Annotated in this window: 10 protein-coding genes and 1 tRNA gene; 2 read left to right on the top strand and 9 right to left on the bottom strand. The window is 49.0% G+C overall.

Annotated features, from left to right (window positions below):
• Positions 1 to 128 precede the first annotated feature (128 nt).
• The gene (locus tag AC4QZR_RS06575; protein WP_494480186.1) at positions 129 to 722 is read right to left on the bottom strand and encodes a methyltransferase; all 594 of its coding nucleotides are present in this window, start codon (positions 720 to 722) and stop codon (positions 129 to 131) included.
• A 76-nt stretch (positions 723 to 798) separates the two neighbouring features.
• Between AC4QZR_RS06575 and AC4QZR_RS06580 the strand changes: the two genes are divergently transcribed.
• Positions 799 to 1,779: a DUF8428 domain-containing protein gene (locus AC4QZR_RS06580; protein WP_494480187.1), complete on the top strand. Its 981-nt coding sequence runs from the start codon at positions 799 to 801 to the stop codon at positions 1,777 to 1,779.
• Between the two features lie 186 nt (positions 1,780 to 1,965).
• Here the strand turns inward: AC4QZR_RS06580 and cphA are convergent, their stop codons facing one another.
• From cphA to AC4QZR_RS06595, 3 genes are all read right to left on the bottom strand, one after another.
• Positions 1,966 to 4,596: a cyanophycin synthetase gene (gene cphA, locus AC4QZR_RS06585; protein ID WP_494480188.1), complete on the bottom strand. Its 2,631-nt coding sequence runs from the start codon at positions 4,594 to 4,596 to the stop codon at positions 1,966 to 1,968.
• A gap of 857 nt (positions 4,597 to 5,453) precedes the next feature.
• Positions 5,454 to 5,524, bottom strand: a tRNA-Cys gene (locus tag AC4QZR_RS06590).
• 123 nt (positions 5,525 to 5,647) lie between these two features.
• Entirely contained in the window at positions 5,648 to 6,010 is a 363-nt protein-coding gene (locus tag AC4QZR_RS06595; RefSeq protein WP_494480189.1) for a hypothetical protein, read from the bottom strand.
• 377 nt (positions 6,011 to 6,387) lie between these two features.
• Between AC4QZR_RS06595 and AC4QZR_RS06600 the strand changes: the two genes are divergently transcribed.
• The gene (locus AC4QZR_RS06600) at positions 6,388 to 7,446 is read left to right on the top strand and encodes an acyltransferase family protein (protein WP_494480190.1); all 1,059 of its coding nucleotides are present in this window, start codon (positions 6,388 to 6,390) and stop codon (positions 7,444 to 7,446) included.
• 17 nt (positions 7,447 to 7,463) lie between these two features.
• On the opposite strand, the gene AC4QZR_RS06605 is transcribed toward AC4QZR_RS06600, so the two are convergent.
• From AC4QZR_RS06605 to AC4QZR_RS06625, 5 genes are all read right to left on the bottom strand, one after another.
• Positions 7,464 to 8,381 carry a pseudouridine-5'-phosphate glycosidase gene (locus AC4QZR_RS06605; protein WP_494480191.1) on the bottom strand — a complete coding sequence of 306 codons (918 nt, stop codon included), beginning with the start codon at positions 8,379 to 8,381 and terminating at the stop codon, positions 7,464 to 7,466.
• A 131-nt stretch (positions 8,382 to 8,512) separates the two neighbouring features.
• Positions 8,513 to 9,058, bottom strand: coding sequence for a dihydrofolate reductase family protein (locus AC4QZR_RS06610; RefSeq protein WP_494480192.1), 546 nt, complete (start codon positions 9,056 to 9,058; stop codon positions 8,513 to 8,515).
• Positions 9,059 to 9,087: 29 nt separating this feature from the next.
• The gene (locus AC4QZR_RS06615; RefSeq protein WP_494480193.1) at positions 9,088 to 10,080 is read right to left on the bottom strand and encodes a S41 family peptidase; all 993 of its coding nucleotides are present in this window, start codon (positions 10,078 to 10,080) and stop codon (positions 9,088 to 9,090) included.
• A gap of 113 nt (positions 10,081 to 10,193) precedes the next feature.
• Positions 10,194 to 12,083: a 30S ribosomal protein S1 gene (rpsA, locus tag AC4QZR_RS06620; RefSeq protein WP_494480194.1), complete on the bottom strand. Its 1,890-nt coding sequence runs from the start codon at positions 12,081 to 12,083 to the stop codon at positions 10,194 to 10,196.
• A 1,228-nt stretch (positions 12,084 to 13,311) separates the two neighbouring features.
• Complete coding sequence (locus AC4QZR_RS06625; protein ID WP_494480195.1) at positions 13,312 to 13,818, bottom strand: HNH endonuclease; 507 nt, start codon at positions 13,816 to 13,818, stop codon at positions 13,312 to 13,314.
• Positions 13,819 to 13,830: the final 12 nt, after the last annotated feature.

A 13,830-nucleotide genomic window follows, 5' to 3' on the forward strand; every position in this document is an offset into this window, starting at 1 on the left:
TGCAAATTTAGTCAGATGCGGGGGAATAAAGAAATGAGTGAATTGGTGATTGTGTGAATGAGTGAATACTGATTCTGACAAATTATACCTGTGCACGATTCGGACAGGTCGCGACCTGTCCCTACAGGTTAATCTCTCAAACTCCTCAACTCTACAAATAGCTCCCTCCCCTGCCGCGGCGGAATGGAGTTGTAGGCAGTTTCGAAATACAGGAACTCAAAGTAGGGCTCAAAATAAGTGCGGTACTCTTCGCGGCTGCCGCCGAAAGGTGGGCCGGCGTGCTCAAACGTCGTATCGAAGAGCAGGCCGACCAATTTTCCTCCTGGCACAAGCAGATCAGCACATTTTCGGGCGTAGTCAGCTCGGCGCTTCGGTTCGATCGCGCAAAAGAAGGTTTGCTCGACGATCAGGTCGAATTTGCCTTCAAGTTTAAAAAAGTCCTGCAGCAGCAATTGGTCTTTGGGAAAGTCAGGTACCCGTTCGGAAAAGCGTTGCAGGGGCGCCTCGGCAACATCGGCTACATAGGTATGCACAAAGCCTTTCCGGAATAAATACTCCGCTTCGTAGGCATTGCCGCAGCCCGGAACCAGTATATGTTGGCCAGTGTTAGGCAACTGATCAAAATATTCGCGGAGTGGCGGCGTTATAGCCCCAACATCCCAACCCGTCTGGCCCAGTTGGTAGCGGTTTTGCCAGTAGTCGGCATTAAATTCTTGTTTCATGTTGTATGATAATAGCACAAAAGTCTTAAATTTGAAACTCGCATACGCACCATTCCAGACATTAAAAGCTTAACTTATGAGTACGCTGGAAAAAAAAGACACCCAAAACGAACATCAGCCCATGAACCCTTCTGAAAAACGAAGCAACCGCAAACTTTTGATTAGTGGCCTCCTTGTCATCCTGATCAGTATCAATGGCATCCTGCTTTACATGAATTATCAGAAAAAAGAGAAAAACGAGGAGCAGGCCGAGGTGATCCGTGTGAAAGATAAAGAACTGGAGAACCAGATAAAAGTTTACGAAGCCCTGAAGGCCGACTTCGAGCGTCAGAGCCAGGAACTTCAGGCGATGGGACTTGAAAATGACTCACTGGAAGCCCAGATTGCCTCTATTTCGTCTGACCTGACCCAACTGCGCGGCTTTCGTAAAAGCAGCTACAGTTTAGCTGACCAGCGCCGTTTCCGCGACCGTGCAACGGCCTTTGAGCAGCAACTGAAGCAGAAAGACCAGGAGATTGCTACGCTCAAGCAGAATAATGAAGTGCTCTTCACGGAAAACACATCGCTCAAAACAACGCAAAACCGCCTAAGCGACAGCCTGACCACTATGAAGTCGACTAACGATAATCTGGTGGAAAAAGTAAAAGTAGCTTCCAGACTCGAAGCACAGCGTATGAATGTACAGATAGTAAACAAGCGCGGCAAAGAGCTGGATGATAAAGACAACGAGTTCAGAATCAGAAACGTGGAAAAGATTCGTGTAGCCTTTAACCTGGGCAAAAACGACGTGGCACCACGCGAGCCGAAGACGATCTACATGCGTCTGATCGAACCGGACGGAGCAGCCTTGTATAACCTGTCTACTGGTTCAGGTTCTTTCGATATCGATGGACAGGACATGTACTACACTGCCAAGCGTGACATCGTGTTTGATAACACGCAACAGCAGGTGAGCTTTGTGTACAGCAAAAACGCCGAGTACAAAAAAGGCCAGCATACCATTGAACTTTACGCTGACGGTTACCTGATCGGAACAACCAGCTTTGTACTGAAATAACATTTAAGCCCTTAAGTCTGAATGCCCCGGTCTGTTTGGCCGGGGCTTTTTTTATGTCCAAGCCTCAGATAGGTATAGGTATAGGTATATCCATAAAAAAACCCTTTCCTGAGGAAAGGGTTTTAGTCCATCGTTCACATGAAATTCTCTAACGCAGGCGTTAGAATTTAATCAACAAGAAAATCTTTATTCCACCAGCATACTGCTGCGGTGTTGTATTACTTTAAAGCTCTCCACCATCTTCACCGATTCGTGCACATCTTCAGTGAAAATCGCCACAAAAGAGCCTGGTTCAGCGTTTTCAAGCGCATAAGCGATAGCGCGCATTTCTTCCGGTATCACCTTCACCTGCTTGTGCGGCGCCACATCCTCTATACCTTGCAGCATTGGCAAAGTAATCTCTTCGGCTGTCTTTCCGCGCAGGTCATTGTCGAGACGAATGATGATCTCGTCGAAGATCTCCCCTGCCACTTGGCCTAACTCGTAGAAATCCTGCGTTCTACGGTCACCAACACCGGCTATGATGCCAACCTTGCGCGACACGTCCAAGTCTTCCATAAAGCCGCCTATGGCCTTCAGTCCGCCCACGTTGTGCGCGTAGTCCACCAGCACCTCGAAGTTCGGGAACTGGAACAGGTTCATGCGACCCGGCGTTTTATCCGGTGAAGGTATAAAGGTGCGCAGGGCACGCTTAATGTCTTCTATGTCAAAATGCGATACATAGCCGGCCAACGCGGCGGCCAGTATGTTCTCTATATTAAATTTCGCTTTTCCTCCGAAGGTCAGCGGCACATCCCCCACCCGATCAATCCTGATCTTGTAACTGTTTTTGAAGATCGAGATGTACCCGTTTTCAAAAACAGCCGCCAGTCCGCCTTTCGCAATGTGCTTGAGTATGCGCGGGTTGTTCTCGTCCATACTGAAGAAAGCCACCTTGCACTTCAGGTCCTCCGCCATGGCGTATACCAGGTCATCATCTGCGTTCAGGATGGCGTATCCGTCCTTGCTCACGCTTTTCGGGATTACCGACTTCACATTAGCCAGGTCCTCCAGGGTATGGATGTCGCGCAGACCCAGGTGATCGGAGCTTACATTGGTCACGATGCCGATGTCGCACTGATCGAAGCCCAGCCCTGAGCGCAACAAGCCGCCACGGGCACACTCCAGCACTGCAAAATTTACAGTCGGGTCCTTGAGCACAAACTGAGCACTGTAAGCCCCGGTGGTGTCGCCTTTCTCGAGCAGTTTGTCCTGTATGTAAATACACTCAGTGGTAGTATACCCTACCTGGTAGCCTTTGCTCTTGACCATGTGCGCGATCAGGCGCGTCGTGGTCGTCTTCCCGTTAGTGCCTGTTACCGCAACAATCGGGATGCGGGCCGGTTTTGTATGCGGAAAAAGCATGTCAATGACCGGCTCGGCTACGTTGCGCGGCAGTCCGAAAGTCGGTGAAATGTGCATCCGGAAACCAGGCGCCGCATTCACTTCCAGTACCGCTCCGCCCGCTTCGTTCAGCGGGATGGCAATGTCAGTTGTCATCACGTCGATGCCGCAGATATCCAGCCCCACCAGACCGGCAATTCGCTCTGCCATCAGGATGTTGTAAGGATCTACTAAGTCAGTAACGTCAGTTGCAGTGCCTCCAGTACTTATGTTCGCCGTACTTTTCAGGTATAGCACCTCGCCTGCAGGCAGAACCGATTGAGTAGTAAGCTCTTTGGCCTTTAAAATATTTTTGGTTTGCTGATCAATTTTAATGCGGGTAAGCGCTTTTTCGTGCCCCACACCCCTTCTCGGGTCTTTGTTCTCCCGATCTACCAGCTGCTTTATTGTAGAGGTACCGTCTCCGGTTACCATGGCCGGCGTACGTTTCGCAGCCGCCACAAACTTTTTATTGATGACCAGCAAGCGGAAATCGAAACCCTGAATGTAGCGCTCGACGATCACACCCTCTGAGAATTGCTGCGCTGAAGCCAGTCCTTTGAGCGCATCTTTCCAATTGGTAATGTTGATGGTGGCGCCTTTGCCATGGTTGCCGTCGAGTGGTTTAAGCACCAGCGGGTAGCCCAACCGGTCAACCGCTTGCTTCAATTCCTCCTGATCATACACGATAGTGCCTTTCGGAACAGGTATACCGGCTTCGTCGAGCAGTTCCTTAGTGGCGTTTTTATCACCGGCTATCTCCACGGCAAAGCAGGCAGTGCCACAGGTCATGGTGGCCTGAATGCGCTTCTGGTTGACGCCATAGCCCAGCTGTATGAGCGAGTGCCGGTTGAGGCGGATATAAGGTATACCGCGGCTCTGCGCTTCTGATACAATCGAGTAAGTGCTCGGGCCGAAGTACTCATCTTCCCGGATCTGGTGCAGCCGGTCTATGTCTTCATCAAGTTTATACCTCTCGCCTTTGATCAGGGCTTCGGTGATGCGGAGTGCAGCATGAGCAGCATACTCTCCGGCGCGCTCCTCCTGGTAAGAGAAAATGACGAAGTGCGTGCCCTGTTCGTGCGCCATGTAACAGCGCCCGTAGCCGCTCTCCATACCTGCCAGTGTTTGTAGTTCCAGGGCGATGTGCTGCAGCACGTGGCCAAAGGTAGTCCCTTCCTCCACTGACTTAAAGAAGCCGCCTGCCACGCCTTCGGAGGCGCGATGATTGTACATTTCGGGAAACATTCGCTGTAATCGAACAGCAAAGCCGGGTACTTCGTCGGTAAGGGTATCAGCCAGTTCTTCCAGGTCCAGCTTCAGTACGATAATTTTGGGATGTTCAACAGACCAGTAATTTGGTCCGCGCATGATGCGCAAGTCTGTAATCTTCATGGGAATGGGTAAGCAGCTTGTTTTGCCTGTCAGATATGTTGTAGGTATTGAGATATACGGCAACCGTGAAATTGCCTGCTTGCAATACGTTATACTTTGACAAAGGATATAGCCCGTTTAGAAAAAACAGCACAACCGAATTAAAGTTATTGGGTGATAATTACTTAGGTATAGAAAGGCCTCAGAGATGGATTGGGTAAAGAGATAGAGGCTTGTGGTGGGTATATATAGTGAAATTACCTTCCCTAGCAGCTTCTTTTGTAGAGAGCCCCTACCTCCAAAACTGGAGGGGGATTTTATGCTACTGCTACCAATTCTTCAGGTATAGGTTTTGTAGGAAATTAACACCATCCCAACCTTCCCCTTTTATCGAGGGCCCCTACCCCCAAAACAGGGGAAGGAGTGTGCACGATTAACATCCCCCTGCCCCCTTCAAAGGGGGACTTCCCGCCGGTGCCAATTTATAAGTATAACTCGTTGTAATTACTGTCACAAACCAGTGGTAGGTATGGCAAGACTTACTTGCACTGAAACAACGGAGCAGACAATGGTGCCAAGTGCACCAACGACGATTTTGTGTTTGAGCGGTCAGCGAGTTTAAAATCGTCTTGATTTTTTTGCTTACTTTTTTCATCAAGGAAAAAAGTAAGGCCCGCCCGGCCAGGGCAAGCTATAAAACAAAATAGGTTCCTATACCTGCATAAGCAAGCTATACCTATACCTGGGCCAGAGGCCCCACTATAGCAGACACGAGCATGGACGCTCGCGCCATGGCTTGTGATGCTAAGTAAAGTGGGATTTAGAATGAAAGGCAAAAAAATCGCCCGGTCAGGAATACCGACCGGGCGATTAAGAAGAGGTAACGAGCGGATTCGAACCGCTGTAGCAGCTTTTGCAGAGCTGAGCCTAGCCACTCGGCCACGTTACCCTGATTGGAGTGCAAATATAAGCAGAGATGTATGCTTATCAAACAATCAGGCTATATTTTTTAAGCGCTATCAGGTATAGCGCTAAGTATAAGCCCCTTATTTTTTAAATAGAATGCGTAAGATTATTTAGGAAGCGGAGCTCCTACCGGTACAGCGCAGTCATGACCAGGCTGGCCGTGAGGCGGGTTGGTGCCGGCGGCAACAGAACCAGATACCTGCGGCTGGAAAGCAGGCTGCGGTGCCGTCAGTCTGGGCTGTGCTGGCAGGTTTAGCGGTGCGCCCACTTCGATATCGCAGCGGTGGCCCGGCTGACCGTGCTCCGGATTCAGGGCTACGTTGCCTGCTGGTGCAGCTGTAGCAGCGTTACTGCTTGTTGGTGCAGTGGTTGACTGGCTGGCAGCTGTGCTGGTTGTCTTATTGTCTTCTGAGCAAGCGCTAAAACCAATCAGGGCAGCAGCCAGCAGTACATTAACGGTAGTTTTCATGCAATGATTTAAAAATTGTGCAGCCTTCTGCCCCTGCCATCCATTTGGCAGACCATGGCGCTTTTGTTACAACCGACAAGCTACCAAAAAGGTGCCGCAAAACCAAAACCCATCCGACATACGGTCAATTCCGCCTGCTTAAAAACTCTTGGCGCCTGCCATAACTTTATCGCTTCTTTCCAGGTATATTCTGAAAAACCGCTATGCACATCCGGCATAGTCCGAAACAGACACGGCCAGGCAGCCGTACCCAGGCTTGTTTGGGCTGTTACCCTTTACAATAACACTCTATAAATTCTGGCCGTATCAGCCAGTTAGCGGTGCGGAAGGAACCAGGCTACGGCCCTATACCTTCAGAGCCCGTAACGATTACCTTTATGAACAGACTTCTATTCCTTGACGCATTAAGGGGCATTGCCGCACTCTCAGTGGCCCTCTTCCACTATACTTCCGTTTATCGCAGCCTGTACGGCCACCGCTTCTCTCCTTCCTTCGACTTCGACTATGGCTTGTTCGGGGTAGAGCTTTTCTTTATGATCTCCGGCTTTGTGATCTTCTTCAGCTTCGACAGAATCAAGAGTGGCAGCGAATTTCTCTTTAACCGGGGTATTCGACTCTACCCGACCTACTGGTTCAGCATGATCACGACCTTTGTGGTGGTGCAGACCTTCGGACTGCCCGGCTTCGAGACCACCTTTACAGACATGCTCGTGAACCTGACCATGTTCCAGAAGTTGGCCCGCGTGCCGGATGTGGACGGGGTATACTGGTCGCTCTTCTCGGAGTGGATGTTTTATCTGATGATGCTCGGTTTGTTCATGACCAACAACCTGAAGCGCATCTTGTGGGTAGGTCCGGTTTGGGTGCTGCTGAGTCTGGTGCACAAGTATGCGTTCAGCTTTGGTCCGGTTGGTGCGCTGCTCAACCTCTATCACGGCGTGTTCTTTTATGCGGGAATCCTCTTCTACCTGCTCATGAAGCAACCTGAAAAGAAAAACATTATCCTCGGACATCTGCTGTTCAGCATCGCTGCCATTGTGGCCCTATACCTGCCGGAGGGACTGCCGCATACTCTGGTGGTGATTTCATTCTTCGCTGTCTTTTACCTGGGGCTGATGGGCAAAATGGATTTCCTGGTGAACAAGGTACTGCTCTTTTTAGGGAGCATTTCCTACGCGCTATACCTGATCCACCAGTTTATCGGCTACGTGATCATAAACGAGACCCGGCACCTGTTCGGCGACAGCCTGCTGGTGATTGTGCCGCCGCTGGCCATTTCGCTCACTGCAGCCTGGCTGATCACAACCTATATTGAAAAACCGGCTGTGAGCCATCTCAAGACTTGGTATAAGCAGCGGTCAGGTCATGCTCTTCCACAAGAGAAGAAAACACCTGTCAGTGGTTTTGCCAAGCCAGAGACTGTCCCAACCAAATAGGTATAGCAGGACTCAAACTATACCTTAACCTGGGTATAAGCAGCGGCCAGCTCTGCGCCCAGTCGGGCATTGTGCTTGATCAGGGCAATATTGGCTTCGAGGCTTTCGCCTTGGCTGTGCTCGGCGATATACTTTAAGAGAAAAGGAGTAACGGCTTTGCCTTTGATGTGCTGCTGCGCGGCGGCATGCAGGGCCTGGGTAATGTACCATTCCATTTCAGGAGCTGGCACTTCAAACTTTTCAGGTATAGGATTAGCAATTAGCACAGCTCCATTCAGACCCAGATTCCACTTTATACGCAACAGATCAGCTATTTCACGGGGAGAATCCAGTCGCAAGGGAGAGGCAAAGCCACTTTGGCGGGAGTAAAAGCTAGGGAAGGCATCCTGCCCGAAAGTAACAACCGGTATACCTTGTGTTTCGAGGTACTCCAGCGTCAGCCCGATATCCAGGATGGACTTAACACCAGCCGACACCACCGCAACGGAGGTATGCCCCATTTCAGTTAGGTCTGCCGAAATATCCATCGTCGTCTCAGCGCCCCGGTGCACGCCTCCGGTTCCGCCCGTCACGAACACCCGTATACCTGCCATGGCGGCAATGCGCATGGTGGTTGCCACGGTCGTAGCGCCATCAAGTCGCTGACTGATGACATAAGGCATATCCACCAAACTCACTTTCCAAACATCTGTTGCCTGCCCCAGGTGCTCGATCTGCTGCTGCGTTAGGCCCACACAGCACTTGCCATTAAGAATGGCGATGGTGGCAGGTATAGCGCCTGCTTCCCGTACCACTGCCTCTACCTCTAAAGCCGTCTGCACGTTCTGCGGGTACGGCATTCCATGCGCGATAATCGTCGACTCCAGCGCTACAACGGGCTTACCATCGGTCAGGGCCTGCTGCACTTCGGGAAGAATTTCCAGGTATGGGTTCATGGAGTTATTCTGATTTTGAGGGATTCTTTAATTTGGATATTGAACTCAACTAGAGCTTTTCATCTTATACATGATTAAATAATTTACGCGCTGAAGAATGCGCCAGGTATACCTGTCTAACAGTTTGTTATTCAGCCCTTATGCTCGTAAATCAGCTGCACCACCCCGGATCTGAACCTGTTCACCTCTGTCAGGTTGAGATTTATCCTTTCCTTCAGGTCTTGAAACAGCGGTTTGCCTGCTCCTAATACGGTTGGATGCACGGAAATGCGGTAAATGTCAATTAACCCATTATGGATAAAAGTCGTGATGAGTTTTGATCCTCCATACAACCAAATGTCTTTACCGTCCTGCTGTTTCATCTCGGTAACCTTTTCAGGTATAGCGGAGGAAATAAAGGTGGTCTTGCTATCCTGCCGCTGCTGACTGGAGAAAACGATCTTCTCTTTAGAATGCACGGCTTCCCAGATGGCTTTCTCTGATTCATTTGCGTTTTCCTCTGCCTCGTAGTTCCCCCACATATCATAACTCACCCGCCCGTAAAGGATCATGTCTATACCTGCCAAGAAGCCTTGAAAGTCCATGTCGTCGTCCAGGATACACCAGTCTATTTCGCCATTGGGCCCTTCGATATATCCGTCGAGAGTTACGGCTAGGTCTAAGATTACTTTTCGCATAGTTTGGAGAGATTCCTATTTTCCTATATCTATTCCTTAATCCACTCTATGGCGCGTGCCACAGCCTCTTTATCAGGTAATATTTCATCCGGGAGTACTTCTTTACCATACATTTTAAGGTTTCTATCAGCAAATAGAGCTCTGGCTAACATTAAATGTGCACCATTGTTAAGACGATATGATCGCAACTCAGTAGATGCGCCGCAGCTTGGGCTTCCAAAACTACGGGTGTTTAGCCTGCCTATAAATGATATAAACACTATTTCCCCTGAACTGGCAACCTCACCATCGACCAGTAGCGCTACTTTAGGGTAAGGGTTAACGTTAGTCCTTATTAGTCTATATGCCTCCTCATGTTTCATACTTCCCCCGTTTTCTTTGCTAGTCGAGCAAACGGAGAGTCGGCCGATATCGTCATACTTCCAGCACTTCCACACATCGTCAGTATCCACAAAATAACCTGCAATTCCATTCCCCAAAATAGGGCCAACCCCTAACAGCATAGGTGACATATTACCACCTCTATTACCTCTTAAATCGACTATCCAACCCTTTACCTCCCGTTCATCAGCAATCTGAATGGAATCATGCATAGCTTTGACATAAGCGTTTAATGCTCTCGGATCAGTTCCAGCCATGCTATTGATTTTAATGTACCCAATTTCCTCATCCCTAGGCACAGGATTAGGAAAAGCTTCATTGCAACCTCTATCTGGATTATGCACAATCTCTCCGATTGGGCTTACGTACATACTGTGAAATTCCTGCAGAAGTGTTAAGGCCAGCTCAATCGCTGGATAGGTTTCCTCTATTGTTTTAGCGTTAGCTGCCTTTGCCTTCACTTTTTTTTCGATATCCTCCCAATTGATCTGGTGTCGGTATACAGCTTCTCTTTTTGCTATATTAATGATTTCCTCTATATGAAGTTGAGGAAGGTCCTTGCGGATCTGTAAGTCATCGTCCTTTTTACAAGCAAGGAGACCAATCATGAAGAGAATTGCGAGAGCTTGCTTGAGGCGCATAGCTTGAAATTTTTTTAAAGCATAAATCAATTTATATAAATATATATTATTATAGATAATAAAAAAAGGCCCCGGATTGCTCCGGGGCCTTTCATTATAGGACAAGCTTAATACTAAGCGTTGTTCTCTTCTTCAGCAGACGCTTCGTCATCAGAACCTTTTGCCTTTTTAGCGGCAGCAGCTTCCAATTTCTTTACGCCAGCTTCTTTCTCGTTGTCCAGCATCTTCTCTTTCAGGGCAGAAAGGGCATCCAGGTCACCAAGAGTAGACTTGTTTTCTACTTCTTTCTGAACCTTAGGAGCTTTCTCTTTCTTCTCACCAGCAGCTGCAGGGGCAGCTTTCTTAGTGGCCTTCGCGATACGCGCGTTGTCAGCCTCAGAGTAAGTAGCCGTGTGCGAAAGGATGATCTTACGGTCATCCTTAGAGAATTCAGTTACGCGGAAGTCAAGCGTTTCGCCTGCCTCTACCTGAGAACCGTCTTCTTTAGCAAGACCTTTCGGGAATGAGAAACCTTCGATGCCATATGGCAGCTCCAGTGTAGCGCCTCTGTCTGACTTCTCAAGAACTGTAGCTTTGTGCACAGAACCGATGTTGAATACAGACTCGAACGTATCCCAAGGGTTCTCCTCCAGTTGCTTGTGACCAAGGGCCAGTCTTCTGTTCGCCACGTCCAGCTCCAGAACAACTACGTCTAGGTTCTCACCAACTTTCACGAACTCAGATGGGTGCTTGATCTTCTTAGTCCAGCTCAGGTCAGAAACGTGTACCAGACCGTCAACACCTTCTTCCAACTCGAGGAACAGACCGAAGTTAGTCAGGTTACGAACTACGCCAGTGTGCTTCGTGCCAACTGCATACTTCGTGATAACGTCTTCTTTTGTCCAAGGATCTTCAGTAAGCTGCTTAATGCCCAGAGACATTTTGCGCTCTTCGCGGTCAAGCGTCAACACAACTGCCTCAACTTCGTCGTTCTGCTTGATGAAGTCTTGTGGGTTGCGCAGGTGCTGTGACCAGCTCATTTCAGAAACGTGGATCAGGCCTTCAACACCTGGCATAAGCTCCAGGAATGCGCCGTAATCAGCCACGTTCACGATTCTACCCTTCACGCGTGAGCCAACTTCAATTTCAGCTGGCAATGCGTCCCATGGGTGAGGAGTAAGCTGCTTCATGCCAAGAGAAATACGCTTCTTGTCATCATCGAAGTCAAGCACTACCACGTTCACCTTCTGGTCAAGGTTCAATACTTCTTCTGGGTGATTAATACGTCCCCAAGAGATATCTGTGATGTGAAGCAGACCGTCTACGCCACCAAGGTCGATGAACACACCGAAGTTTGTCATGTTCTTGATAACACCTTCCAGAACCTGACCTTTTTCCAGGTTGTTCAGGATGGCTGCACGCTGCTGCTCCAGGTCTTTCTCGATAAGTACTTTGTGAGATACAACCACGTTGTCGAAAGCGGCGTTGATTTTCACAACTTTCACTTCCATTTTCTTACCAACGAACACGTCGAAGTCACGGATCGGCTTCACGTCGATCTGAGAACCTGGCAAGAAGGCTTCAACACCGTAGAGGTCCATGATAAGACCACCTTTGGTTCTTCTCTTCACTACACCTTCCAGAACGTTGTCGTTCTCAAGCGCGTCATAGATCTTAGCCCAAGCGCTAACGATCTTCGCTTTCTTGCGGGAAAGGATCAACTGGCCGTTCGGGTCTTCCTGGTCTTCGATGAACACCTCAACCTCGTCGCCCACTTTCAGCTCAGGCAGGTCTCTGAATTCAGAAACCGGCACCAGGCCGTCAGACTTGAAACCGATGTTCAGGATCACGTCACGCTCAGTGATGCCTACCACGATTCCTTTAACAACCTCCTGCTCCTGAACAGTAGTCAGGGTGTCGTCATACATTTTTTCCATTTCAGCGCGCTCGTCTTTGCTGTAGCCGCCACCGAAACCATGGGTCTCAAACTTGTCCCAATCAAAATTGTCTGGAGAATTACTCATAATGTTTTACTGCTCTGAAGAAGCCACCGACGTAGAGCAATAAGCCGGTTTGGTTTGGTTTTACATTTCCCCGAACGTGTTGTCGGGGCCATTCACTCGAATGAAGGGGCAAAAGTAAGAAATACTTAGAAAACAAGCTAATATTTATAGGATAAGTTCCAACAAGACTGCTTGGGATTAAGTTGCTGTAATAGAGGGGATTGACATTTGGTTGTATTGCTTTTGATGCGAAGGTGTCGCAAAGGTGCTTACACTAGGTATAGTCTATACCTTTTCTTGGACTGCAGGTCCTTAGATGAGTGAATGTCCTCGCTCGTGTCTATTATAGTGGAGCCTCCGGCACAGGTATAGGTATAGGTATAGGTATAGGTACGCTACCTTTTGGCAACTGCCATTGCAGGTATAGCAAAAAGCGTTGTTTCATTGCTTACCCTGTGCGGCGGGCACCTACTTTTCTTCTTGACACAAATCGAGGGCTCCTATCCCCAACACAATATCGACAAGGATGCATAGGATGCAGCTTTCTGCTTTGTAAGTTCAATGCAAGTTAGCCTTGCTAAACCTGTCAATGGTTTATAACAGTTACTACATTACCTATACCTGTGAAGTTGTAATGGCAGCCCCCCCTCGAAGGGGACAGGGGAATGAGAATAGCAGCTACGAAGCTTATACCTATCAAATGGCAGCAACAGGCTCCCCGCCTGGGGGGAGATGCCCTCTAAAAGGACAAGAAGGGGTTAAGGTTGGTTGGACGCGGTACTGTGAAGGTACTTATGTAACCACGAAGCTATACCTTGAAACGGCACCAGCAGAAACACCCTTTCCGGGGCATGGGGTCTCTTTAAATGGACGGACAGGAATGTGTTATAGCAACTGCTTGTTCTCCCTTCAACCAAGATCCATTCAGCGTGACATACCGGGAAGTGGTACCCAAATGTTCCCCTAGGCGAAGGACCCCTCCACAAAGAAGGACCTTGAACTGATGATCATGTCCAGCCACCCCTCTGCATAGAGGCAGACCTTATACCTAATCTAGACCTGATATCTTTGGAACCTTCACTGAAAAGCAGGTCTCAAACCAACCGTAAGAGCAGCGAAGTGGCTTTCAGGCCCCAGACACGAAAAGTCAAAAACCATATCACACCTTAACTATAAGTCAACTACCAGTAACATCTGAATACCAACATACTAAAAATACTTGACTAAATATATTAGCAACTATATACTCCTACTTTTTAGTTACTTTCAGGTAAGTTTGCCAGTCCTCATTCGAGTCGTTCAAGTGCTGTTGCAGGAAGGTATAGAGGGATGGACGAGAGGGGGTGCGGTGCAGTTTCAGGCCGGCTTCTTCAGGGGTGCGATCACCTTTTCGGGAGTTACACCTGGAGCAAGCCGTCACGATGTTGTACCAGCTGGTCTCCCCTCCCCTGGAACGGGGCAGCAGGTGGTCCAGGGTCAGGTTGCGGTTGGTGCCGCAGTACTGACAGAGGAAGTTATCGCGCCGCAGCACATTGTGTCTGCTGAGCGCTATACCATAGTAAGGCACCTTCACATAGCGTTGCAGCCGGATGACCGAGGGAACAGGATAAGAAGTGTTGACAGTGCGCAGAACAGCGCCGTTGGCTTTGGAGATGAGCTCCGCTTTTTCGAGATACACGAGCAAAAAGGCCCTGGTCACCGTACAGACGGCGATCGCGCTGAAGTCCTGGTTTAATATCAGCACTTTGTCTCTCATGGCCTTGCTTTG

This window comes from Pontibacter sp. YIM B11418, assembly GCF_059278805.1.